This window comes from Neisseria sp. P0013.S005 (assembly GCF_051958425.1).
In the GTDB taxonomy this organism is placed as follows: Bacteria; Pseudomonadota; Gammaproteobacteria; order Burkholderiales; family Neisseriaceae; genus Neisseria; species Neisseria subflava.
In genome coordinates this window covers 276,620-300,616 of the sequence record NZ_JBQCVL010000001.1, presented here as the reverse complement: position 1 = coordinate 300,616, position 23,997 = coordinate 276,620, and the positions used below count along the sequence as shown (strand labels likewise).

Sequence of the window (23,997 nt, the reverse complement as noted above, 5' to 3'; positions counted from 1 at the left end):
ATGGAAAATACTGGGAACTATAAAATTGTGAAATCACAATTACCTCTTTTAGGAGGTATAGCTGGACATAATTTTATTGCTGTATTGGATCCTAATAATCGGGTAATTCATGAATTGAATGGACTTGCCACATCAAAAGATGGGGAAATTAAACCAATCGGTTATTTACCTTCTGATAAATTGTATGTTTACAATGAAAAAGAAGTAAAAGGATTTTTTTATAATTCATCTCAAAATCAAGAAGTAGTTTTTGAAGGGAATTATAAAGATGTTATGGATAAATTTAATTTAGGGTATGCGATAGGAAAAGAAATTAATAAACATGAATTCACATATCCATTCTTCGGTTTAGGAGATAATAGCGCAACTCTGTTGCCTCCACCTTATTAAAAGGTATAGGGTTAAATGATCCTGATTTAGGGCATGCTTTAACACCAGGAGAAGAGTCCTTATTGATACCTGAGGAACAGTTAAGGAATATTCGCCAAAATTGGGAGTTACAACATAAAAAGGTTAATCTTGGAGAAATAGGCGTAAATTTTGCTGAATCAGCTTTAACTGCAGCTGACAAACTTCAAGCTCTAATTCAAGGCTTTAAAAACGACAAAGATGGTACGTTCACAACCAAAGCATTGGCTGAAAATGCCGATGTAGTGGCGAATTTTAGAGATGAGTTGCGAGAAACCTTAAAACAAAATCAGACTCAAGAAGTCGCTCAAAATGTTCCGCAAGTTCAAGAAGAGCGCAGCTATGGTGGTCGTTCGTTTGGTTAAATCCTTCCCAAATTTGAAGAATGCTGATGATAGTACGATTTTCCCTTATTCTTTCAATGGATAGTTACTCATGAACAATAAAGCGTAGAAAATGGCTATCGGGTTATTCAGCATCGATAGCTGAGAAACTAAAGGCCGTCTGAAAAATCAGGATAACTGGTTTTCAGACGGCCTTTGTTCTTATAATAGCGGTTTATTGTTTTTACACACTCAGCAACGGAGTTTTCATGCAGTTTTCAGCATTCGGCGAAAAATTCACACAACACAGCGGTATTTTGCAGTTGATGGACGATTTGGGCGACGCGCTCAAAAGCGACAAGCCCGTCAATATGCTTGGCGGCGGTAATCCGGCGAAGATTGCTGAAGTCAATGCCGTGTTCGCCGATGTGTTTTCCAAGCTGGCGGTGGAACACGCTGTTGAGAATATCGGCAATTATTCCAATCCGCAGGGCGATGCGGCGCTGATTGCGGCTTTGACGGAGTTTCTTAACCATGAATACGGCTGGAATCTGACGGCGGACAATATCGCGCTGACTAATGGTTCGCAAAACGCGTTTTTCTATTTGTTCAACCTGTTCGGTGGCAAATTCAATCTTTCAGACGGCCAAACGGCTGAAAAAGCCATTTTGTTGCCGCTTGCGCCTGAATATATCGGTTATGCCGACGTGCATGTCGAAGGGCAGCATTTTATTTCGGTAAAACCGAAAATCGAAAATGTCGAACACGAAGGCGAAGCGGGATTTTTCAAATACCGCGTGGACTTTGACACGCTGGAGAGCCTGCCTGAATTGAAAGAGGGCAAAATCGGTGCGATTTGCTGTTCGCGCCCGACTAATCCGACCGGCAATGTGCTGACCGACGGCGAGATGGCGCGTTTGGACGCTTTGGCGCAAGAACACGGGATTCCGCTGATTATCGACAACGCTTACGGAATGCCGTTCCCGAATATTATTTACAGCGATGTGACGCTCAACTGGCACGAAAACATTATCCTCTGCTTCAGCCTTTCTAAAATCGGCCTGCCCGGCGTGCGTACCGGCATTATTGTTGCTGCGCCGGAAGTGGTCAAAGCCGTCAGCAGTTTGAATGCGATTGTAAACCTGTCGCCAACCCGTTTCGGCGCGGCGATTGCGGCTCCGCTGTTAAATGACGGCCGTCTGAAACAGCTGGCCGACCAAGTGATTCAGCCGTTTTACCGTCAGCAGGCGCAAACGGCGGTCTCCCTGCTCAAGCGTGAATTGGGCGCGTATCCGTTGAAAATCCACAAGCCTGAAGGTGCGATTTTCTTGTGGCTTTGGTTTGAAAACCTGCCTGTTTCGTCGCAAACCTTGTACGAAATGCTCAAGGCCGAAGGTACGCTGATTATTCCGGGTGAGCATTTTTTTGTCGGTATTGATAGGCAAGACTATCCGCATGCGCACGAGTGCATCCGCATGAGCATTGCGCAGGATGCGGAAACGCTGGAAAAAGGCATTGCCGCGATCGGTCGCGTGGTGCGCGGTTTGTACGATAAAAAATAAACGCTTTGAATAGACAAAGGCCGTCTGAAACATGAGTAATCAGGTTTCAGACGGCCTTTTTGTCGGATTTAGATATGGTGGATAACCAGTTTTTTACCTTCGTAATCGAGGACGTTGACGTCCATATCGAATAGGGTTTTGATGTTTTCGGCGGTGAAAATATCGTTGGGCTTGCCCTGCATGGCGACTTGGCCGTTTTTCATGGCGACGACGTAATCGGCGTAGGCGGCGGCCTGGTTGATGTCGTGCAGGACGACGACGGTAGTGCGTTTGTGTTCGTCGGTCAGCCGGCGCAGGATTTGCATGAGGGAGCGGGCATGATACATGTCGAGGTTGTTCAGCGGTTCGTCCAGCAAAACGTAGTCGGTGCGCTGGCAGAACACCATGGCAATCATGGCGCGTTGGCGTTGGCCGCCGGAAAGCTCGGTCAGGTAGCGGTCGGCGAAGTCTTGCAGGTGGAACTCGGCGAGCGCTTCTTCGACGATGGTTTTATCAGTTTCAGACGGCCTGCCTTGATGGTAGGGATAGCGGCCGAACATGAGCAGATCGCGCACGGTAATACGGCTCATGATGCTGTTTTCTTGGGTGAGGATGGAGAGCGTGCGGGCGAGTTCGGCGGTGGGGGTGGTTTTGATGTCTTTGCCTGCGTAGCTGATGTCGCCGTGTATCAAGGGCTGCAGGCGCGCCATAAAGGAGAGGAGGGTGGATTTGCCTGCGCCGTTCGGGCCGATCAGCGCGGTAATGCCGCCTTCGGGAATGTCGAGGCTGACGTCGTTGAGGATGGGATTGCTGCCGATGGTGTGGCTGACGTTGCGGATGGTAATCATAGGCGGGTCCGAAAATGGGAAATTGGGGTTTCAGACGGCCTTGAGTTTTAAGGCCGTCTGAAACTTATTGATTATGACGTTTTAGATTTCTTTGACGGTGACAAATTCAGGATTGTCGGCTTGATCAATCAGGAAGGCGCGGACGCGTTCTTGCCAAAGCTCGCCGAATTGTTTGAGTTCGTCAGTACTTGCGCTGCCGCTGACGGCTTTGGGCATGATGTCGCGCATTTGCGGCGCAAAGGGTTGGAGTGCGGCGTTGAGGCTGACGGCAACGGTTTTGCCGGTATCGCGGCGGCGGAGCGCGAGTGTGCCGTTGATTTCGCCTGCACCAAAGGACAAGAGGTGGCGGCGGGCAAAGCGTCCGGCAGGGCCTACGCCGCCAAAGCCGGTTTCGGGTGCCGCGCCGGTAAGGAGTTGGACGACGGAAGCGGTAACGCCGGTCGTGCCTTCGTCACGCTCGCCCTGCATAAAGGCTTCGATGTCGCCGCGTTGCGGTAGCTCTGCGCCGTAAAGGGCTTTCAGGCCTTTGACCACCATCAGGTAGGCGCCGGCGACGGTCGGGCAGGAGTGGCCGCACAGGCGCACAGCATCGGCGTAGTGGTAAGTGAGGATGCCGTTTTCGGCTGCACCGAGGAAGTCGGCCAATGCGTCTTGGACGGTAATGGTCGGGGCGTCATCGAAGAATGAAGGGAGGCGTTCTAGTGTCATGAGGGTTGTCCTTTATGGGTTTGCTTAGGCCGTCTGAAGGTTTCAGACGGCCTGAATTTATTTTTGCGAGCGTTTGGGCACGTTTAATTTATTTCTTTTTCAACACCAAATATAAAAATACCAATCCGCCTGCAAATTCGACGACCACGCTCAATACGGCCTGCATGCCGAGGAAGTGTTCGAAGATGGTTTGCCCGCCGACCAACAAGATGCCGCCGACACAAAAAGTCATGGGCAGGCGGACGGAATGTTTGACCGACGGGGAAAAATAGTTGGCCAGCGCGGCAACCAGCAGGCCGAAAAAGCTCACCGGGCCGACAACGGCGGTCGCAGTTGCAACCAGTGCGGCGATCCACAACAGCAGCCATAAGGTATTGCGCGTGTAGTTGATGCCCAAATTAATGGCCTGATTGCGGCCGAGTAGGTAAACATCGAGGCGGTGGCGTTCGCGCCAGATCACGGCGGCGCTGATGAGCAACACGACTGCACCGATACCCAACAATTCCGAGTGGACAGTATTGAAAGTGGCAAACATATTCGCCTGCGCGGCGGTAAATTCTTCGGGGTCAATCATGCGCGAAAGCAGCGACGACAGGCTGCGGAACAAAATCCCGAAAATCACGCCGATTAAAATCATGCGCGACAAATCGCGTCCACCTTGTTTGATGAGCGTGTAGAACAATAGCAGCGAGCCGCCCATCATGACGACCAGTTCAAAGCCGAATTTGCCCGTCAACGGCAGGGAAGCATAACCCACGCCGCCGAGCGTAAACACCAGCAAGGTCTGCAAAAACACATACAGCGAATCGAAACCCAAAATCGAAGGGGTCAGAATCGGATTGTTGGTCAGCGTTTGGAAGAGTTGCGTGGACACGCCGACCGCATAGGCAACCATCAGCAGCGCGGCAAGCTTGGTCAGGCGCAGATGCAAGACAAAGTCCCAATCGCCTTTGACGTTGAGCGTCATAAACAGAACGCAGGAAACCAGCAACAGCGCAAAGGCTGCCCACAACGGACGGCTGCTTCCTGCCATAAAGCCAATATTTTTTTCAGACGGCATGAGCAGGTTTCCTTAATAAAAGCCATAAAAACAAAGCCGTCCCCATCACACCAAAAACCGTAGAGACCGGAATTTCAAACGGAAACACAATCACGCGTCCGACAATATCGCACAGCAACACCAAAGACGCGCCCAGCAAGGCCACAGCAGGCAGGCTTTGGCGCAGTTTGTCGCCCATCAGGCGGCTGATGATGTTCGGCACGACCAAGCCGATAAACGGAATATTGCCGACTGTCACGACCACCAAAGACGTAATCAGCGCCACAATAATCAGCCCCGACCACAGAATCGCCGTTCGGTTCAGCCCCAAGTTCACGCTTACCGTTTCGCCCAAACCCAAAATCGTCAGCTGGTCGGCAATCAAATAGGCAAACAAAGCCAAAATCCCTGTTGCCCACAACAATTCATACCGCCCGAGCAACACGCCGGAAAAATCGCCCTGTTGCCACACGCCGAGCATTTGCAGCATTTCGTTTTCATAAGCGATAAAGGTGGCCACCGCCTCAATCACCCCGCCGAAAATAATCCCGACCAAAGGCACCATCAGTTGCGCCGTCGGCGGCAGGCGGCGGATCAGCAGCATAAAGACCAACATTCCGATCAGCGCGGCAACGGCGGCAACCGACATTTTTGCCAGCAGCGGCGCGGCCGGAAGCAGCAGGGTCATCAACAGCAAGCCCAAAGCCGCGCTTTGGCTTGCGCCCACCATCGACGGTTCGACAAAACGGTTGCGCATCAAAATCTGCATAATCATGCCGGCCACAGCCATTGACGCACCCGTCAGCACAATCGCAAACGTGCGCGGCAGGCGGCTGATGAACATGACCTGCTGGCTGTCGGATAGCGAAAACAGGGCGGACCATTTGAAGTCGGCCACGCCGACCGACAGGCTGACGGCAAACAATATCAGCAGCGCCACGCCGTTGGCCGCATTTAAAAATGAAGGTTTGTGAAACATAAAATGGTTCGGAAAAAATAAGGCCGTCTGAAAGAAGGGTTAAGGTATTTTGCGAAAAAGGCAGGTTTGCCCATCATAAAAACAGATGCAAACAGGCAAAAATTGTCCATTTGCACCATGTATTTTCAGACGGCCTAAATCCAATGACTTCAGATCAAGCAGCTTGACCCTGTGAATCATCAAACCCTTCAGGCCGTCTGAAAGAGGCGGGCGGCTATGCCCGTGCCGAATTACTTGGCCGCATTAAACGCATCGCTGACCTGTTTGGAAGCGTTCAGCAATTCTTGTGCGCCGCCGGCCGCCAGATAGGTTTCCGGCACGAGGTACACGACTTGGCCTTTTTTCCATGCAGTTGTTTCGGCAACCAAAGGATTGTTCAAAACATCTTTCGCAGCCTGACCTTCTTCACCGATGGCCGCGCCGCGGTCCAAAACGAACAGCCAATCAGGGTTTTTCTCTTTCAGGTATTCAAAGCTGATAGGCTGGCCGTGGCTGCCTTCTTTAATCGATTCATCGACAGCGGGAACACCGATGTCTTTATGCAGCCAACCACCCAAACGGGAAGAAGGGCCGAAAGCCGACATCTTGCCGCCGTTGACCAAAATCACCAAACCCTTGCCTTTGCCTTGAGCCGCAGTTTTCGCCGCTTCAAACGAAGCATCGATTTCCGCTTTCAGCTTATCCGCTTCGGCCTGTTTGCCGAAGATTTGCGCCAGTGCGTCGATGCGCTCTTTTGAGCTTTCTTTCAGATTGGCGGTTTCGGCGGTCATCTCGATGGTCGGCGCAATCTCGTTCAACTTGTCAAACGCTTTGGCTGCACGGCTGCCGATGATGATGAGCTGCGGTTTGTAAGCGTTTAAGGCTTCGTAGTCAGGCTCAAACAGCGTGCCGGCAGGTTTTGTGGTTTTGAAATATTCGTCTAAATAAGGCAGTCGGTTTTTATCGATGGACAAACCGGTTTTTACGCCCAGTTTGTTTAAAGTGTCGAGCATGCCCAAATCGTAAACGGCGATACGCTCCGGATTTTGCGGCACTTTTGCCTCGCCGCGCGCGGTTTTCACCGTCAGGCTTGCACCTTCGGTTTGGGCGGCAGAAGCGGAAGCAGTTTGCGCCTGATTGGAAGCAGAATCTTTCGGTGAACACGCACCCAAAGCGAGGGTGCAGCATACGGCTAAAGCAGTCAAACGTAACATAGAGTTTCTCCGTGGTCGGAAATAAAGTAAATAGAAATGATAACTTGTATCGGATTATAAAGCTAGATGCCGTCTGAAAACTTTTGTTTTCAGACGGCTTTTTCAAGCTGATTGCTTAGAAGCGGTAGTTCACGCCCAAGCGTACATCACGTCCGGTACCTGGTAGGGTATTGGTCCAGCGTTGGCTGTGCGGATAGTAGAACTTGTTAAACACGTTGTTGACTGAAAGATTGACATTGAGCGTGTCTTTGCCCAGCGGTTTCCAGTTGGCGAAGACATCGTTCACACCGAAACCTTGGCGTACAACGTTTTCCAGTTTGCCGTCGCGACCTTTTTGACCCGCCACCAATATCGAACCCACGGCTTTTTGAACATAGCGTCCGCGCCAGCCGATTTCCAGATTCGGATTTTGGAAGCGGTAGGCAAGGGAGGCCGTCCAAGTGCGGCCGGTTTGTGCGCCAAACTCGGGGTTCGCGCTTAACAATTTATCTTTGTGCGTATCGTAAAAACGCGGTTTGCTGTGGCTTACGCCGACTTTGGCAGTCAGGCCGCCTGTACGGTAGGACGCGCCTAATTCGTAACCGTGGTTTTTGACGTAGCCGGCGTTGACGGCTTCACGGATGGCGACAGAGTCGTGGCGGTTTTGCGGATTGGCAAGCGCGTCTTTGATGGTCTGCCAGAAGTAGCTGCCGTTTGCGGCAAACGTGCCGTCGTTGTAGTTGAAGCCGATTTCGGTATTGCGCGCGCGTTCAGCTTTAGTGCCGTCGGCAATCGAGATGATGCCGCGTTTGCCGTGGGTTTGCAGCGCGTCATACAGGCGCGGGCTGCGGCTGGCGTAGTTGTGGCTTACGCTGAAGCTCAAGTTTTCGACAGGTTGGTAAATTACGCCCAGACTCGGGTTGACTTTGCCGTCTGAAACCGATTTGCCGTCATGGGTTTTGATATCGAAATGGTCGTAACGCAGACCGCCGGTCAGGGTAACATCGCCGATATCTTGGATGGCTTCGACATACACGCCGTAATCGGTTTTGGTCGGGTTGGTCAGGCTGTATCCGCGTACCAGACTTTGCAGGGCGGCATCGGTGCTGGTGTATTGCGAATTCAGGAAGGTATGAGGTTTGATTTCCTGATGGCGGTAGTTGACACCGTATTTCAACAGGGTTTTTTCGGCAAGGCGACTGTCGAAGTTGATATTTGCACCTTTGGTGGTGATTTTGGTTGTGGTCGGACCTGCCACATTGCCTGCGTAACCGCTGCCGCTGTCATCGGCGGAATAGCGTTCGTTTTCCAACACATAGGCGTTGGCGTTCAGTTTTTCGACAAAGCCCAGGTTTTTACCCGTGTACTCCAAGTTGGTGTTGGATTGGGTAGTTTCACGGTATGAGGGTTTCTGCCTGTCTTTTGCAGGGTCGGACTCGAAGATTGTAAACTCTTCACGCACAGTACGGATGCCCCGGTGCTGGTCTTTCATGTGGCTCAACACGATGCGGTGGTCGCCGTCGCCGAAGGTTGTTCCGATTTTGGCCAGGTAGCTGCGTTTGTCCAGTGCGCTGTAAGGTACGGTTTTGCCGCCGTTGGGACTTTTGTAGCCTTTACCTGCTTCGTAATCTTTTTCATCGTTGCGGTTGTAAGAGAATAAGCCGTCGAAGTTGCCGGCTTTTCCGAACACGCTGGCGCCGTAGTTTACGCCGTCATTGCTGGCATAGCCGCTGCTGAGGCGCACGCCCCAGTTTTTGTCCAAACCTTTTAGCAAGTCTTCGGCATCGACTGTTTTAGTAATAATCGCGCCGTTGGTCGCGCCAATACCGACAGATGCCGAGCCTGCGCCTTTCTGTACGGAGACGATTTTGACCAGCGCAGGGTCGATGATGAAACGGCCTTGGTGATACAGTATTTGGCTGTCGGAATAGGCGTTGTCCACCTTGATGTCGACAGAGTTCTGACCCATGCCGCGCAAGGTCATGTGTTGGGATGTGCCGTTACCGCCGCCGAAATCGATGGCAGGTTCTTCTTTTAACAATTCGCGCAAATCGGTTGATGTGCTTTCGTCTTTTTGACGAAGGGTGACGATATTGGTTTTGATTTTGCTGCCTTGGCGGTCGCCTTTTACGGTAACGGTATCAAGGGTAACGCTTTCTTTCGCTTCGTTTTCCGCGTGGGCAAAGCCGGCAGCGAGTGCCATTGAAAGCAGGCTGAAGCGGAACAGGGGTGAAGTCATGGAAATTTCCTTCTATTGGATAAGTTTCAGTTAATTGATAAAACTATTTATTAATAATAATAATAATTTTTATTTATTTTAAAGGTAGGATATTATTTTGTAAAGGTGTGCATAGGTTTGCGCCGATAGTGTCTGGTTTTTTGTTGATTGAACCACTTGAAGTTTGCCGACTGTAAAAGGTCGTCTGAAAATATCTGCCTGCTTGGGCAGCATTGAAAGTAAGGCGGGGATGGTGCGCAACTTGTCATGCCCGTTTTCAGACGACCCCGCATAGAAAATTTTTACTTCTTCCCTTGAATTTATCGGGCAGAACCCTAATTTGCCACTGTGTTAAGGTAAGTTTGTTGACAAACTTGCCGCCTTCTTTTTCAAACCGCATCTGCCGGATGAAGGTAGATGATTGTTTTCAAACTATTTATCGGAGCATAAAACATGACCATCCGTCCTTTACACGACCGCGTCGTCGTCAAACGCTTGGAAGCTGAAGAGAAAACCGCATCAGGCATCGTTCTGCCCGGCGCAGCCGCTGAAAAACCCGACATGGGCGAAGTGATCGCCGTGGGTGCGGGTAAAATCGGTAAAGACGGCGCGCGCCGTCCGCTGGATGTCAAAGTCGGCGACAAAGTGATTTTCGGCAAATACAGCGGTCAAACCGTAAAAGCCGACGGCGAAGAGCTGTTGGTTATGCGCGAAGAAGACATTTTCGGTATTGTCGAATAAACATTCCGTGTATTCAGAACAACAGGTCGTCTGAAAAGGCGTATAAGGTTTTCAGACGACCTCAGACAGAATCAATCAAATGTATTAAATAAATTAGGAGAATCAAAACATGGCAGCAAAAGACGTACAGTTCGGTAACGAAGTCCGCCAAAAAATGGTCAGCGGCGTGAACACTCTGGCAAACGCCGTCCGCGTAACTTTGGGTCCTAAAGGCCGCAACGTAGTGGTTGACCGCACATTCGGCGGTCCGCACATCACTAAAGACGGCGTTACCGTCGCTAAAGAAATCGAACTGAAAGACAAATTCGAAAACATGGGCGCGCAAATGGTGAAAGAAGTCGCGTCCAAAACCAACGACGTAGCGGGCGACGGTACCACTACCGCCACCGTACTGGCACAAGCCATCGTAGCGGAAGGCATGAAATACGTGACCGCCGGCATGAACCCGACCGACTTGAAACGCGGTATTGACAAAGCCGTCGCCGCTTTGGTTGAAGAGCTGAAAAACATCGCCAAACCTTGCGATACTTCCAAAGAAATCGCACAAGTCGGCTCGATTTCCGCCAACTCCGACGAACAAGTCGGTGCGATTATTGCCGAAGCGATGGAAAAAGTCGGCAAAGAAGGCGTGATTACCGTTGAAGACGGCAAATCTTTGGAAAACGAGCTGGATGTCGTCGAAGGTATGCAGTTCGACCGCGGTTACCTGTCTCCTTACTTCATCAACGATGCTGAAAAACAAATTGCAGCTTTGGACAATCCGTTTGTATTGTTGTTCGACAAAAAAATCAGCAACATCCGCGACCTGCTGCCTGTTTTGGAACAAGTGGCAAAAGCCAGCCGTCCGCTTTTGATTATCGCTGAAGACGTAGAAGGCGAAGCCTTGGCGACTTTGGTGGTGAACAACATCCGCGGCATTCTGAAAACCGTTGCCGTTAAAGCTCCAGGCTTCGGCGACCGCCGCAAAGCCATGTTGCAAGACATCGCCATCCTGACCGGCGGCACCGTGATTGCCGAAGAAGTCGGTCTGTCTTTGGAAAAAGCGACTTTGGACGACTTGGGTCAAGCCAAACGCATCGAAATCGGTAAAGAAAACACCACCATCATCGACGGCTTCGGCGACGCTGCCCAAATCGAAGCGCGTGTTGCCGAAATCCGCCAACAAATCGAAACCGCAACCAGCGATTACGACAAAGAAAAACTGCAAGAGCGCGTTGCCAAACTAGCAGGCGGCGTGGCAGTAATCAAAGTCGGTGCTGCTACCGAAGTCGAAATGAAAGAGAAAAAAGACCGCGTGGAAGACGCGCTGCACGCTACCCGCGCGGCCGTTGAAGAAGGCGTGGTTGCAGGCGGCGGCGTAGCCCTGTTGCGCGCCCGTGCCGCTCTGGAAAACCTGCACACCGGCAATGCCGACCAAGACGCAGGCGTACAAATCGTCTTGCGCGCCGTTGAGTCTCCGCTGCGCCAAATCGTTGCCAACGCAGGCGGCGAGCCTAGCGTGGTTGTGAACAAAGTGCTGGAAGGCAAAGGCAATTACGGTTACAACGCAGGTTCCGGCGAATACGGCGACATGATCGAAATGGGTGTACTCGACCCCGCCAAAGTAACCCGTTCCGCGCTGCAACACGCCGCATCTATCGCCGGCCTGATGCTGACAACCGATTGCATGATCGCTGAAATCCCTGAAGAAAAACCTGCTATGCCTGATATGGGTGGCATGGGTGGTATGGGCGGCATGATGTAAGGCTGCCTGAACCCTTCAGATAAAAAACAAAACCGCACGGCAAGTAGCCGTGCGGTTTTTTATTTGCCAGTAAGAAGCGTGAGATGGTAAGGGGTACGCCATGATTTACGGAGAAATAAGGGCAGCCAGTTCCATTGAATCAGAAGCCATCAAATAAACTTCATCATCAAAAAAGGCCGTCTGAAACTTTATTTTGTGTTTCAGACGGCCTGCTTAATGATCTAAACCGTTACTTTTTATTTGAACGGCTGTATCGGACAGCTTGGGACAAGAGTTCTTCAATTTCTATCCACATAATGCCTCCTTACAGTAAACCAGGTTGACCTAAAGCCGGGTCGTTAGCTCGTGCCGCTTGGGCATCTTCGACAGTCAGTCCAAGGGCTTTGGCTACACCTTCACCATATGCCGGGTCGCAACGGTAGCAGTTGCGGATGTGGCGGTATTTGATGAAGTCAGGCGCATCGCCCATGGCTGCGGCGGTATTGCCGAACAAAGCCTGTTTCTGCGCGTCGTTCATCAAGTTAAACAAGGCGCGTGGTTGGCTGAAGTAGTCGTCATCATCTTGGCGATAGTCCCAGTGCGCCGCATCGCCGTTGATTTTCAAAGGCGGTTCGGCAAAGTCGGGCTGTTGCTGCCATTGGCCGAAGCTGTTGGGTTCGTAGTGCGGCAGGCTGCCGTAGTTGCCGTCGGCGCGGCCTTGTCCGTCGCGCTGGTTGCTGTGGACGGGGCAACGCGGGCGGTTGACGGGGATTTGGCGGAAGTTCACGCCTAAGCGGTAGCGTTGCGCGTCGGCGTAATTGAACAAACGGGCTTGCAGCATTTTGTCGGGGCTGGCGCCGATACCGGGCACAAGGTTGCTCGGTGCGAAGGCGGATTGTTCCACATCGGCGAAGAAGTTTTCGGGATTGCGGTTCAACTCGAATTCGCCCACTTCAATCAGCGGATAGTCTTTTTTCGGCCAAACTTTGGTCAGGTCGAAAGGATGATACGGCACTTTTTCCGCATCCGCCTCGGGCATGACTTGGATGTACATCGTCCATTTCGGAAACTCGCCGCGTTCGATGGCTTCGTACAGGTCGCGCTGATGGCTTTCGCGGTCGTCTCCGATGATTTTCGCAGCTTCTTTGTCGGTCAGGTTTTTAATGCCTTGCTGGGTGTGGAAATGGAATTTCACCCAGAAACGTTCGCCCGCTTCATTCCAGAAGCTGTAAGTATGCGAACCAAAACCGTGCATATGGCGGTAACTGGCGGGGATGCCGCGGTCGCTCATGACGATGGTAACTTGGTGCAGGGCTTCGGGCAACAGCGTCCAGAAGTCCCAGTTGTTTGTGGCAGAACGCATATTGGTGCGCGGGTCGCGTTTGACGGCCTTGTTCAGGTCGGGGAATTTGCGCGGGTCGCGCAGGAAGAATACGGGCGTGTTGTTGCCGACCATGTCCCAGTTGCCTTCTTCGGTATAGAACTTCAACGCAAAGCCGCGGATGTCGCGTTCCGCATCGGCTGCGCCGCGCTCGCCTGCCACGGTGGTGAAACGGGCGAACATCTCGGTTTGCTTGCCGACTTCGCTGAAGATTTTGGCACGGGTATATTTTGTAATGTCGTGTGTTACGGTAAACGTACCGAACGCGCCCGAGCCTTTGGCGTGCATACGGCGTTCAGGGATGACTTCGCGCACGAAGTCGGCGAGTTTTTCATTCAGCCACAAATCCTGCGCCAGCAGAGGGCCGCGCGGACCGGCGGTCAGGCTGTTTTGATTGTCGGCAACGGGCGCGCCGTTGTTCATGGTCAGATGGGTGATAGGGCATTTGGAGATGGACATAGTTATTTCCTTTGTGAAGTTTTCATAGGTTGATGAGACGGTTTGCCGGACGGGATGCTTATATCCGAACAAATAATAAAAATTTAATATCAATATTTAAATTTTGTTTGTATTAAGCTATAAGCTAAACTATATAGAAAGGCTTTAGCTATTGGAACTATGAAATCGATTTAGAATTAATATTAATAATCAAGAATTAAATTTCATTAGTTTTTATTAATGATAAAGCTGTAAAAAAGGCCGTCTGAAACTTTATTTTGCGTTTCAGACGGCCTTATTTTTAGTCAAAACAAGGGATTATTTATCCTGTTTGGCTTTGCGTTCTTCCAGCCAATGTTCCAAGTAGTGGATGCTGACGCCACCTTTTTGGAAGCCTGGGTCACTGAACAAATCGCGGTGCAGCGGTGTATTGGTTTTGATGCCGGTAATCGCCAGCTCGGCAAGGGCTACGCGCATTTTCGCCATGGCTTGGTCGCGGTCTTTACCGATAACGCAGATTTTGCCGATCAGGCTGTCGTAGTAAGGAGGGATGCGGTAGCCTTGGTAGATGTGGCTGTCGACGCGGATGCCGAAGCCGCCGGGCAGGTGGCAGCTTTCAATCAGACCCGGGCTTGGAATGAAGTTGTACGGGTCTTCGGCGTTGATACGGCACTCAAACGCGTGGCCTTCGACTTGAATGTCTTCCTGTTTGTATTGCAAAGGCAGGCCGGATGCGATGCGTAATTGCTCTTGGACGATGTCTACGCCGGTGATGAGCTCGGTAACCGGATGCTCAACCTGAACGCGTGTGTTCATCTCGATAAAGAAGAATTCGCCGTCTTCGTACAGGAATTCAAACGTACCTGCGCCGCGATAGCCGATGCGTTTGCAAGCGTCGGCACAGGCTTTGCCGATTTTGGTGCGTTCTTCTTCAGTGATGAACGGAGCAGGTGCTTCCTCGATGACTTTTTGGTGGCGGCGCTGCATGGAGCAGTCGCGCTCGGCGAGGTAGATGGCGTTGCCGTGTTCGTCGGCAATCACTTGGATTTCGACGTGGCGCGGACGCTGCAGATAGCGCTCCATGTAAACCATCGGGTTGCCGAATGCCGCGCCTGCTTCGGCTTTGGTCATTTCGACAGACTGGAGGAGGTCTTCTTTTTTCTCGACAACACGCATACCGCGACCGCCGCCGCCGCCGGAGGCTTTGATAATGACGGGATAACCGACTTTGTCGGCGATTTTAAGGATTTCTTCGCCGTCGTCTGGCAATGCGCCTTCAGAACCGGGAACGCAAGGCACGCCGGCTTCGATCATGGCGTGTTTGGCGGATACTTTGTCGCCCATCAGACGGATGGTGTCGGCTTTCGGACCGATGAAGACAAAGCCGGATTGTTCGACTTGTTCGGCAAAGTTGGCGTTTTCGGCGAGGAAGCCGTAGCCCGGGTGGATGCCGTCGGCTTCGGTTACTTCGGCGGCTGCGATGATGGCCGGGATGTTGAGGTAGCTTTGTGCGGATGCGGCAGGGCCGATGCACACGGATTCGTCGGCGAGTTTGACGTGCAGGCTGTCTTTGTCGGCTTCGGAATGGACGGCGACAGTGGCGATGCCCATTTCACGGCAGGCTCGCAGGACGCGCAGGGCGATTTCGCCCCGGTTGGCGATCAATACTTTTTTCAGCATGATAATCTTTCCGGATGGTTCAGACGGCCTCAGCGGCCGCCTAATGCGTTGCGGATTTTTTGGTCGGTTTTGTATTGGCTCAAGGCGTAAACCGACCACATGGCTGCCGGTATCCAGCCAACCAGCGTACATTGCAGAATCAGACAGATGATGCCTGCAATCGGACGGCCGATGGTGAAAAACTGCAACCAAGGCAAGAAAATAGCCAAAATCAGACGCATGGTTTGTCCTTAATGAACAGAAAAAGGAATTTCAGACGGCCTCGAAACTGAAGGCCGTCTGAAAAAACGGATTATTCAATGATGAAAAGCGGCTCGCCGTATTCGACCGGAGTACCGTTTTCAACCAGAATTTCTTTAACGACACCGGATTTCTCGGCTTCGATTTCATTCATCAGCTTCATGGCTTCGATGATGCACAAAGTATCGCCGACTTTAACCTGTTGGCCGACTTCGACAAAAGCGGCTGCGTTTGGGCCTGGGGCGCGGTAGAACGTACCGACCATAGGCGATTTTTGTGCGTTGGACAAATCGCGAGCGGCAGGGGCGGCGGCTGGAGCGGCTGCGGCCGGAGCAGCAGCAGGGGCGGCAACCGGAGCGGCTGCGGCAGGGGCCGGAGCAGCATAAACAGGAGCTGCGGCGGCAATGGTACGCGTAATGCGGACTTTTTCTTCGCCTTCGGTAACTTCAATTTCTGCAATGCCTGATTCTTCGACCAAATCAATCAGTTTTTTTAATTTACGCAAATCCATTGCTTTTCCTTCTTTAGCGCGGCATAAAGTGCATATTGGGTATGCGCCGCTGTGGTTTTAGATGATTTCCTGAGACGTCGGAAGGCGGGTTTGCCATCCGGCGTTTAAATAATGTCGGAACAGGGCGGAGCCTGAGAAATGAATCTGGTTATTTTCCCGAACTTGTCGGTAAATGTCCAGTAAAAGATAGAAAAAAGGTGTTTTTCGGCGAAAAAAGAAAGAAACGCTGATTTTCGTTAAAAAGTGATTTTTCCAAGAGCGTTTATTCTAATTTATTGGTTTTTCGACAAAACATGCCGTCTGAAAACCAACTTTGCGCGTATAATGGCGCCTGTTTTTTTAAAGTATGCACGACAATGGATATTTCCGATTTTGATTTTGAATTGCCCGAAAAACTGATTGCCCAGCATCCTCCCGAAGTGCGCGGCAGCAGCAGGCTCCTGGTTGCTTTGCCGACATTGCCGATTGAAGACAAACATTTCGGCGATTTACCCGATTATGTCGCACCGGGCGATGTGCTGGTGTTTAACAATACCAAAGTGATGAAGGCGCGTCTGTTCGGCCAAAAAGCCAGCGGCGGCAAAATCGAAGCCCTGATTGAACGGGTTTTAGACGCGCATACCGCATTGGCGCATATCCGTTCGTCTAAATCGCCGAAACCGGGTACAGAATTGATTTTTGAAGGCGATATCCGTGCCGTCATGATGGAGCGTGCGGAAGAATTGTTTTGCCTGAAATTTGAAGGCGAGCAAACCGTTTATGAACTTTTGGAGCAAAACGGCCATCTGCCCTTGCCGCCTTATATCGAACGCGCGGCCGATGATGAAGACGACAGCCGCTATCAGACCGTGTACGCCAAGTATCAAGGCGCAGTGGCCGCGCCGACGGCGGGTTTGCACTTTACCGATGAGCTATTGAGCCGTCTGAAAGCCAAAGGTGTAGAAACCGCAGAAGTAACCCTGCACGTCGGTGCCGGCACATTCCAACCCGTGCGCGTCGATAAAATTGAAGAACACAAAATGCACAGCGAGTGGTTTGACGTACCGGCCGAGACCGTTGCCGCCGTTGAAGCCGCCAAAGCGCGCGGCAATAAAGTGTGGGCAGTGGGAACAACCTCCATGCGCGCCTTGGAATCCGCCGCACGCGAAACAGGCCGTCTGAAAGCCGGTCGCGGAGATACCGATATTTTCATTACGCCGGGCTACCGCTTCAATGTTGCCGACCGATTGATTACCAATTTCCACCTGCCCAAATCAACCTTGCTGATGCTTGTCAGCGCGTTTTCGGGCATGGAACATATCCGCAGCGTTTACCGTCATGCGGTGGAACAGGAATACCGCTTTTTCAGCTATGGCGATGCGATGATTTTGGGAAAAGCGGAATAAATTGGAAGCGGATTGGAGCGTTTCAAACTGGTTATTTGGGTTATCCGAATCTGAATCATCGGCATCTATTCCTCCGTGCTGGTGGCCAGCCCGCTGCTGCTGATGTTCGGTCTGAACCGCGAGAACATTGCCAAGCAACAGAAGAAAAAAGAAGAGGTCGTCGTATAGGCCGTCTGAAAACGGCTTGAACCGGAAAAGAGGATATACTTTATACAGGTATATCCTTTTTTATTGGCCCTTCCGCCGCCTAACTATATATTTCCGCTAGGAGCAGGTATGAATCCGTCGTTAGATGTCGTTATCCCGTGTTACAACGCTGCCGAAACTTTGCGTGCTGCCGCTGAAAGCGCGCTGAAGCAACAGAAAGTCCGAACCGTCTGGCTGGTTGACGATGCGTCGCAGGACGGTACGCAGGAAATAATGACGGAGCTTGCCGCGCAATATCCGGCAATCCGCTGCGAATTTTTGGCGGAAAACGGCGGGGCGGCAAAGGCCCGCAACTGGGGCGCATTGCAGAGCACGGCGGATTTCGTCGCATTTTTGGATGCGGACGATGCCTATGAATCCGATGTGCTGACCGCCGCATACATGGCGTTGTGTAATTTTTATTATCTTGGTTTGGTGCGGTTGAAACTGCGTCCCGTCGGTTTTCCCGAACGCTATACGCGGCACGCAGGTTTCGCCGAAGCGTGGCGGCGTCTGGAAATGACGGTCGGCGGCAATACGGTGTTCCGCCGTTCCGTTTTACTGGCTTGCGGCGGATTTCCTCAAGACGGGTTGTTCAGGAAATTCGGCGGCGAGGATGCCGCACTCGGTATCGCACTGACCCGCAGCAGTGTGGTCGGGACTCTGTTCGGGACGGAAGATGCCGCCGTTCGGCATGTATACCGCCGGGGCATCCATGCCGAGCGCCTGCTTGATACGGCAATCTTCGGGATGACGCCCGCAGGCATCGATGAGAAACATCAGATTGAGGCAGAAGCGGTTACACAGCGGATTTGCGCCAATCTTGCCGAGGTCAAGGCAAATTTGTCCTTTGGACAGACGGGGATCATGGATTTGCAGGTTTCTTATGACCGGTAATTGTAATGTTGGAACGCTCTATTAAAATATGCGAATTAAAATAGATGATTAAAGCAAACGCGCGAAGTGGTTGGAATTTGAGTTATAAGAAATAAAACAAAAAAAGGCCGTCTGAAAATCGTTTTTCAGACGGCCTTTTATATCCCCATGCTTAGGCGTCGATGTTTTGTGCCAGCAGGGCGTTGTTTTCAATGAAGGCGCGGCGCGGTTCGACTTCGTCGCCCATCAGGGTGACGAACACTTCGTCGGCGGCGATGGCGTCTTCGATGCGGACTTTCAGGAGACGGCGGACGGTAGGATCCATCGTGGTTTCCCAAAGTTGTTCCGGATTCATCTCGCCCAAGCCTTTGTATCGTTGGATGGACATGCCTTTTTGGGCAACGCTCATCAAGATGTCCAAAGCGCCTTCAAAGCTGTCGATGTCGTATTCATTGTCGCCTTTGTAGAGTTTCGCCCCTTTGCTGACCATGCCTTTGAGTGCGGCGGCAGTTTGGGTAAGGGTTTGGTAGGCTTTGCTGTTGAGGAACTTAGGCTCGAGGTAGCTCACCATCACATTGCCGTGCAGCTTGCGTGTGATTTTGATGAACTGGTGTCCTTCGTGGCCTTCGATACGTTCGAGCGCGACTTCTTTTTCGTCCAAGAGGCCGTTCAATTCGGCAACGGCGCGGTCTGCGCTTTCTGCTGTGCTGAGATCGACCGGCGAAGCATGCAGCATGGCATGCAGGACTAGTTCGTCAATGATGCGGCTTTCTTGCTCGATAACCGTTTTGGCCAACAGGAATTGTTTGGCAGTATTGGCAAGCTCTTCACCTTCGATGGTGCGGCCGTCTGAAACGATTTTGGCTTTTTCCAAGGCCAAACCGAGCAGCCATTGGTCTTTTTCCAATTCGTCTTTGAGATAGCGCTCTTGTTTGCCGTATTTGGCTTTGTACAAAGGCGGCTGGGCAATGTAGATGTAGCCGCGTTCGACCAACTCGGGCATTTGGCGGTAGAAGAAGGTCAGGAGCAGGGTGCGGATGTGCGCGCCGTCCACGTCGGCATCGGTCATGATGATGATGCGGTGGTAGCGCAGTTTTTCGGCATTGAATTCTTCTTTGCCGATGCCCGCGCCCAAAGCGGTAATCAGCGTGGCGACTTCTTGGCTGGCCAGCATTTTTTCAAAACGTGCTTTTTCGACGTTCAAAATTTTACCTTTGAGCGGCAAAATCGCTTGGAATTTGCGGTCGCGGCCTTGCATGGCGGAGCCGCCTGCGGAGTCACCCTCGACGAGGTAGAGTTCGGACAGGGCAGGGTCTTTTTCTTGGCAGTCGGCGAGTTTGCCGGGCAGGCCCAAACCATCCATCACGCCTTTGCGGCGGGTAATTTCGCGTGCTTTGCGGGCGGCTTCGCGCGCGCGCGCGGCATCGACGATTTTGCTGGTGATGATTTTGGCTTCGGTCGGGTTTTCTTCAAGGAAGTCGGTCAAGGCTTGGTTGATGACTTCATTGACAACGGGGCCGATTTCGCTGGAAACCAGTTTGTCTTTGGTTTGCGATGAGAATTTCGGATCGGGCAGTTTGACGGACAAAACGCAGGTCAGACCTTCACGCATATCGTCGCCGGCGGTTTCCACTTTGGCTTTTTTGGCGACTTCGTTGGCTTCGATGTAGCTGTTGATGGTGCGCGTCATCACTTGGCGCAACGCAGTCAAGTGCGTACCGCCGTCGCGTTGCGGGATGTTGTTGGTGAAGCACTGCACGCTTTCCTGATAGCTGTCGTTCCATTGCATCGCGCATTCGACACTCATGCCGTCTTTCTCGCCGAACGCGTAGAAGATTTTTTCGTGCAACGGCGTTTTTTTGCGGTTCATGTATTGCACGAACCCAGCCACGCCGCCGGAGAGGGCGAAGCTTTCGTGTTTGCCGTCGCGCTCGTCGGTCAATTCGATGTCCACGCCGTTGTTCAGAAAGGAAAGTTCGCGAATACGTTTGGCAAGGATGTCGAAGCTGTATTCGACGTTGCCGAAGGTTTCCGTACTGGCGAGGAAGCGCACGGTCGTGCCTTTTTTGTCGGAATCGCCGACAACTTTCAACGGCTCTTCGGTTTCGCCGCGCACGAAGCGGACGAAGTGTTCTTTGCCATCGCGGTAGATAGTCAGCGTTACCCAGTCGGATAGCGCGTTGACGACGGACACGCCCACGCCGTGCAGGCCGCCGGAGATTTTGTAGCTGTTGTTGTCGAACTTGCCGCCCGCGTGCAATACGGTCATGATGACTTCGGCGGCGGAGCGTCCTTCTTTCGGGTGGATGCCAGTGGGCATGCCACGGCCGTTGTCGGCCACGCTGACGGAATTGTCGGCATGGATGGTTACGGTGATTTTGTCGCAATGTCCGGCGAGTGCTTCGTCGATGGCGTTGTCGAGCACCTCGAACACCATGTGGTGCAGGCCGCTGCCGTCCTGCGTGTCGCCGATATACATACCGGGGCGTTTGCGTACCGCTTCCAAGCCTTCCAGCACTTGTATGCTGTCGGCGCCGTATTCTTCGTGTTTTTGGTCAGTCATGGTCTTTTCTTGCTGAATTTCAAGGAATTTTCCGTGCGCGCAATGAAATGTCAAACGAGCGCGGCGGATGTGTTCCGAAAGGTCAAAAATAATAGGCAATTATACCTGATTTTGCTGGAATATTCAGCGTTTTAAGTGCAAAAAGGCCGTCTGAAAGATTAAATTTCAGACGGCCTTTGTATTGGAAAACAGGTTTAGCGTTTGACGCCGCTCAATCGCGCCCAGCCTTCTTCGATTTCGGCAGGCTCGATGTCGAACCATTGGCTGTAAATGCCGCTGAGTTCTTCGACTTGTTCGTCCAAAAGGCCGGACAAGACAATGCGGCCGCCTTGTTTGGTACGCGCGGCAAGCATTTCGCCGAGCATACGCAGCGGGTTGGCCAGAATGTTGGCGACAACGACATCAAACTGACCTTGCGGCAGGCCGTCCGGTAGGTAGAACTGCGCGTCGACGTTGTTTTGCGCGGCATTGTCTTTGCTGGCGCGGATGGCTTGTTCGTCAATATCTACGCCGACGGCGGAGCCTGCACCGAGTTTGAGGGCGGCAATGGCCAAAATGCCTGAGCCGCAGCCGTAGTCCAATACGCTTTCGCCGCCTTTGAGCTGCGTGTCCAGCCATTTGAGGCAGAGGCGTGTGGTCGGATGGCTGCCGGTGCCGAAGGCAAGGCCCGGGTCGAGTTGCAGGTTGACGGCGTTGCCGTCGGGCGCTTCGTGCCAAGACGGGGTAATCCACAGGCGGTCGGAAATTTGAATCGGGTCGAATTGCGCTTGGGTCAGGCGTACCCAGTCTTGATCTTCAAGGATTTCGCCGGTGTATTTCAAATCGTGCAAACCGCATTCCTGCGCGGCGGCTTCGATAATGGAAGCGGCATCGTCGCTTTCGCCGAAAAGGGCGATGACTTTGCTTTGTTGCCAGATTTGCTCGGTCGGCATGCCCGGTTCGCCGAAAATGGCCTGCTCGTTTTCTGTACCGGCGTAGGCATCTTCAATGGCGGCGGACAATGCGCCGTGTTCCATCAGCGCGTCGGCAAGGCGTTCGGCGACGGCATCGTTGACGTTGATGGTGATTTGTTGATAGGACATGGTAGGGCTTTCTTTGTTAATAAGGCCGTCTGAAAATCGACGTTGTGCTTTCAGACGGCCTTGTAAGGTATGAAACCTGATGATGCGGGCTTATCGGTTTTTCAAACCCAATACGTCTTGCATATCGTACAGGCCTTTTTTGCCGTTTGCCCAAACCGCGGCGCGTACGGCACCGGCGGCAAAGGTCATGCGGCTGCTGGCCTTGTGGGTGATTTCCACGCGCTCGCCGTCGGTGGCGAAGAGGGCGGTGTGGTCGCCGACGATGTCGCCTGCGCGGACGGTGGCAAAACCGATGGTGGACGGATCGCGCGGGCCGGTGTGGCCTTCGCGGCTGTAAACGGCGCATTCTTTGAGGTCGCGGCCGAGTGCGTCGGCAATGACTTCACCCATGCGTAACGCGGTGCCGCTGGGGGCGTCGACTTTGTGGCGGTGGTGGCCTTCGATGATTTCGATGTCGTAGCCTTCGTTCAACACGCGGGCGACGGTGTCGAGGATGTGGAAGGTCAGGTTGACGCCGACGCTGAAGTTGGCGGCGAAGACAACGCCTGTTTTTTCGCCTGCGGCTTGGATGGCGGCTTTGCCTGCGTCGTCAAAACCGGTGGTGCCGATGATGATGTTGACGCCTTTTTCCACGCATTTTTGCAGGTGTTTCAGGGTTGGCTCGGGACGGGTAAAGTCGATGAGGACATCGCTTTGAGCCAGTACGGCATCCACGTCGTCTGAAATGGCAACGCCGGTTTTGAGGCCGGAGGCGAAGCCTGCATCCAAACCCAATACTTCCGAACCGGAATGCTCGAGTGCGCCGGAGAGGACGGCATCGGGATGGTTGTTGACCGCTTCAACCAATACGCGACCCATGCGGCCGTTGACGCCGGCAATGGCGATTTTCAATGCGCTCATGGGGCTTCCTTATTTCGGCTTGGTTTCGGTGGTCGGAACGACGTTTTGTCCGGCTTGAACGGCTTCGATGGATTTTTGAATGGCATCGCCTTCGGCGCGTGCGAGGACATCGTTTTCAAAGTACAGGGTCAGGTTGCTTTGTTCTTTGATGATGCCGTTGCGGCTGGTGTTGAAAGTGTAATCCCAGCGGTCGGCATGGAAGGCGTCGCGCAGGAGCGGCGTACCGAGCAGCAGTTGGACTTGGTCGCGGGTCATACCTTGGCGCAGGGAAACCACGGCGCGGGGATTGAGCTCGTTACCTTGAATGATTTTGAGTTTGTAGGATGGAAAGTTGGATACGCGCTCGGCACTGCATGAGGCCAGACCTAAAATAGCGGCGATGGCAAGGCATAAGGCTTTATTCACGGGCTTACCTTTCTGTGTCATTTCGGGAAAGATGTTTATCATCGCTTGAATATTTTCAAAAAGCAAACGATAATCATCTTCTTAATTTTTCTTTTCGCTGATTTTCAATTGCAAGATCGGCGGTAGATTGCCGCCCTTTAACGGCCCAATAGTGGGCAAATGGGCGGAAAGTGCGTATTATAACGGTTATTACCTTACAGGGATATTGAATATTATGGAAAAATTCAGCAACATTGCGCAATTGAAAGACAGCGGTTTGAAAGTTACGGGTCCACGTTTGAAAATTTTGGACTTGTTCGAGACTCATGCCGAGGAGCATTTGAGCGCGGAAGATGTGTACCGTATCCTGTTGGAAGAGGGTGTGGAAATCGGCGTGGCGACGATTTACCGTGTGCTGACCCAGTTTGAACAGGCCGGCATTTTGCAACGTCACCATTTTGAAACCGGCAAAGCGGTTTACGAATTGGACAAAGGCGATCACCACGACCACATTGTCTGCGTGAAATGCGGCGAAGTAACCGAATTCCACAATCCGGAAATCGAAGCGCTGCAAGACAAAATCGCTGAAGAAAACGGTTACCGCATCGTCGATCACGCGCTGTATATGTACGGCGTATGCGGCGAATGCCAAACCAAAACCAAACGTTAAG

22 protein-coding genes and 1 pseudogene are annotated in these 23,997 nt (G+C 52.2%); 9 read left to right on the top strand and 14 right to left on the bottom strand.

Annotation, left to right across the window (positions count from 1 at the left end; translation table 11 throughout):
• From ACTHTA_RS01510 to ACTHTA_RS01500, 3 genes are all read left to right on the top strand, one after another.
• Window positions 1-390: a hypothetical protein gene (locus tag ACTHTA_RS01510; RefSeq protein ID WP_308887044.1), complete on the top strand. Its 390-nt coding sequence runs from the start codon at window positions 1-3 to the stop codon at window positions 388-390.
• A gap of 62 nt (window positions 391-452) precedes the next feature.
• Window positions 453-773: a hypothetical protein gene (locus tag ACTHTA_RS01505; protein WP_308887045.1), complete on the top strand. Its 321-nt coding sequence runs from the start codon at window positions 453-455 to the stop codon at window positions 771-773.
• 227 nt (window positions 774-1,000) lie between these two features.
• Window positions 1,001-2,293 carry a valine--pyruvate transaminase gene (locus tag ACTHTA_RS01500; protein WP_308887046.1) on the top strand — a complete coding sequence of 431 codons (1,293 nt, stop codon included), beginning with the start codon at window positions 1,001-1,003 and terminating at the stop codon, window positions 2,291-2,293.
• A gap of 68 nt (window positions 2,294-2,361) precedes the next feature.
• On the opposite strand, the gene ACTHTA_RS01495 is transcribed toward ACTHTA_RS01500, so the two are convergent.
• From ACTHTA_RS01495 to ACTHTA_RS01470, 6 genes are all read right to left on the bottom strand, one after another.
• Complete coding sequence (locus ACTHTA_RS01495; protein WP_049350811.1) at window positions 2,362-3,120, bottom strand: iron ABC transporter ATP-binding protein; 759 nt, start codon at window positions 3,118-3,120, stop codon at window positions 2,362-2,364.
• Window positions 3,121-3,201: 81 nt separating this feature from the next.
• Window positions 3,202-3,828, bottom strand: coding sequence for an FmdE family protein (locus ACTHTA_RS01490; protein WP_440375746.1), 627 nt, complete (start codon window positions 3,826-3,828; stop codon window positions 3,202-3,204).
• An 88-nt stretch (window positions 3,829-3,916) separates the two neighbouring features.
• Entirely contained in the window at window positions 3,917-4,888 is a 972-nt protein-coding gene (locus tag ACTHTA_RS01485) for an iron chelate uptake ABC transporter family permease subunit (RefSeq protein ID WP_308887048.1), read from the bottom strand.
• Window positions 4,878-5,846 carry an ABC transporter permease gene (locus ACTHTA_RS01480; protein ID WP_308887049.1) on the bottom strand — a complete coding sequence of 323 codons (969 nt, stop codon included), beginning with the start codon at window positions 5,844-5,846 and terminating at the stop codon, window positions 4,878-4,880. The genes ACTHTA_RS01485 and ACTHTA_RS01480 overlap by 11 nt, the downstream gene beginning before the upstream one ends.
• A gap of 230 nt (window positions 5,847-6,076) precedes the next feature.
• Window positions 6,077-7,039 (bottom strand): siderophore ABC transporter substrate-binding protein, encoded by a 963-nt coding sequence (locus ACTHTA_RS01475; RefSeq protein ID WP_308887050.1) that lies wholly within the window; start codon window positions 7,037-7,039, stop codon window positions 6,077-6,079.
• A 115-nt stretch (window positions 7,040-7,154) separates the two neighbouring features.
• The gene (locus ACTHTA_RS01470; RefSeq protein WP_440364146.1) at window positions 7,155-9,257 is read right to left on the bottom strand and encodes a TonB-dependent siderophore receptor; all 2,103 of its coding nucleotides are present in this window, start codon (window positions 9,255-9,257) and stop codon (window positions 7,155-7,157) included.
• 432 nt (window positions 9,258-9,689) lie between these two features.
• Here ACTHTA_RS01470 and groES point away from each other — a divergent pair, with 432 nt between their 5' ends.
• Both groES and groL read left to right on the top strand, forming a co-directional pair.
• Entirely contained in the window at window positions 9,690-9,977 is a 288-nt protein-coding gene (groES, locus tag ACTHTA_RS01465) for a co-chaperone GroES (protein ID WP_003744509.1), read from the top strand.
• 109 nt (window positions 9,978-10,086) lie between these two features.
• Window positions 10,087-11,721 carry a chaperonin GroEL gene (gene groL, locus ACTHTA_RS01460; RefSeq protein WP_283114297.1) on the top strand — a complete coding sequence of 545 codons (1,635 nt, stop codon included), beginning with the start codon at window positions 10,087-10,089 and terminating at the stop codon, window positions 11,719-11,721.
• Between the two features lie 304 nt (window positions 11,722-12,025).
• On the opposite strand, the gene katA is transcribed toward groL, so the two are convergent.
• The 4 genes from katA to accB all read right to left on the bottom strand — a co-directional run bounded on the left by katA (window position 12,026) and on the right by accB (window position 15,950).
• Window positions 12,026-13,540: a catalase KatA gene (gene katA, locus ACTHTA_RS01455; protein ID WP_308887053.1), complete on the bottom strand. Its 1,515-nt coding sequence runs from the start codon at window positions 13,538-13,540 to the stop codon at window positions 12,026-12,028.
• A 297-nt stretch (window positions 13,541-13,837) separates the two neighbouring features.
• Window positions 13,838-15,199 (bottom strand): acetyl-CoA carboxylase biotin carboxylase subunit, encoded by a 1,362-nt coding sequence (accC, locus tag ACTHTA_RS01450; protein WP_440364147.1) that lies wholly within the window; start codon window positions 15,197-15,199, stop codon window positions 13,838-13,840.
• 29 nt (window positions 15,200-15,228) lie between these two features.
• Entirely contained in the window at window positions 15,229-15,420 is a 192-nt protein-coding gene (locus ACTHTA_RS01445) for a YqaE/Pmp3 family membrane protein (RefSeq protein WP_003684175.1), read from the bottom strand.
• A 71-nt stretch (window positions 15,421-15,491) separates the two neighbouring features.
• Window positions 15,492-15,950: an acetyl-CoA carboxylase biotin carboxyl carrier protein gene (gene accB, locus ACTHTA_RS01440; protein WP_219089006.1), complete on the bottom strand. Its 459-nt coding sequence runs from the start codon at window positions 15,948-15,950 to the stop codon at window positions 15,492-15,494.
• Window positions 15,951-16,306: 356 nt separating this feature from the next.
• Between accB and queA the strand changes: the two genes are divergently transcribed.
• The 3 genes and pseudogenes from queA to ACTHTA_RS01425 all read left to right on the top strand — a co-directional run bounded on the left by queA (window position 16,307) and on the right by ACTHTA_RS01425 (window position 18,418).
• Window positions 16,307-17,335 (top strand): tRNA preQ1(34) S-adenosylmethionine ribosyltransferase-isomerase QueA, encoded by a 1,029-nt coding sequence (queA, locus tag ACTHTA_RS01435; protein WP_440364148.1) that lies wholly within the window; start codon window positions 16,307-16,309, stop codon window positions 17,333-17,335.
• Window positions 17,336-17,389: 54 nt separating this feature from the next.
• A pseudogene (locus ACTHTA_RS01430) lies at window positions 17,390-17,503 on the top strand (protein translocase subunit SecF); the annotation flags it as partial.
• Between the two features lie 108 nt (window positions 17,504-17,611).
• Window positions 17,612-18,418, top strand: a complete 807-nt coding sequence (locus ACTHTA_RS01425) for a glycosyltransferase family 2 protein (protein ID WP_377080633.1) — start codon at window positions 17,612-17,614, stop codon at window positions 18,416-18,418.
• A gap of 151 nt (window positions 18,419-18,569) precedes the next feature.
• Here the strand turns inward: ACTHTA_RS01425 and gyrB are convergent, their stop codons facing one another.
• The 4 genes from gyrB to ACTHTA_RS01405 form a co-directional block, all read right to left on the bottom strand.
• Entirely contained in the window at window positions 18,570-20,960 is a 2,391-nt protein-coding gene (gene gyrB, locus ACTHTA_RS01420; RefSeq protein ID WP_440364149.1) for a DNA topoisomerase (ATP-hydrolyzing) subunit B, read from the bottom strand.
• A gap of 194 nt (window positions 20,961-21,154) precedes the next feature.
• Window positions 21,155-22,042 carry a 50S ribosomal protein L11 methyltransferase gene (prmA, locus tag ACTHTA_RS01415; RefSeq protein ID WP_440364150.1) on the bottom strand — a complete coding sequence of 296 codons (888 nt, stop codon included), beginning with the start codon at window positions 22,040-22,042 and terminating at the stop codon, window positions 21,155-21,157.
• 90 nt (window positions 22,043-22,132) lie between these two features.
• Window positions 22,133-22,942 carry a 4-hydroxy-tetrahydrodipicolinate reductase gene (gene dapB / locus ACTHTA_RS01410; protein ID WP_440364151.1) on the bottom strand — a complete coding sequence of 270 codons (810 nt, stop codon included), beginning with the start codon at window positions 22,940-22,942 and terminating at the stop codon, window positions 22,133-22,135.
• Between the two features lie 9 nt (window positions 22,943-22,951).
• The gene (locus tag ACTHTA_RS01405) at window positions 22,952-23,347 is read right to left on the bottom strand and encodes an outer membrane protein assembly factor BamE (RefSeq protein ID WP_049350824.1); all 396 of its coding nucleotides are present in this window, start codon (window positions 23,345-23,347) and stop codon (window positions 22,952-22,954) included.
• 151 nt (window positions 23,348-23,498) lie between these two features.
• On the opposite strand from ACTHTA_RS01405, the gene fur reads away from it, so the two are divergent.
• Window positions 23,499-23,996 (top strand): ferric iron uptake transcriptional regulator, encoded by a 498-nt coding sequence (fur, locus tag ACTHTA_RS01400; RefSeq protein WP_094192831.1) that lies wholly within the window; start codon window positions 23,499-23,501, stop codon window positions 23,994-23,996.
• Window position 23,997: the final 1 nt, after the last annotated feature.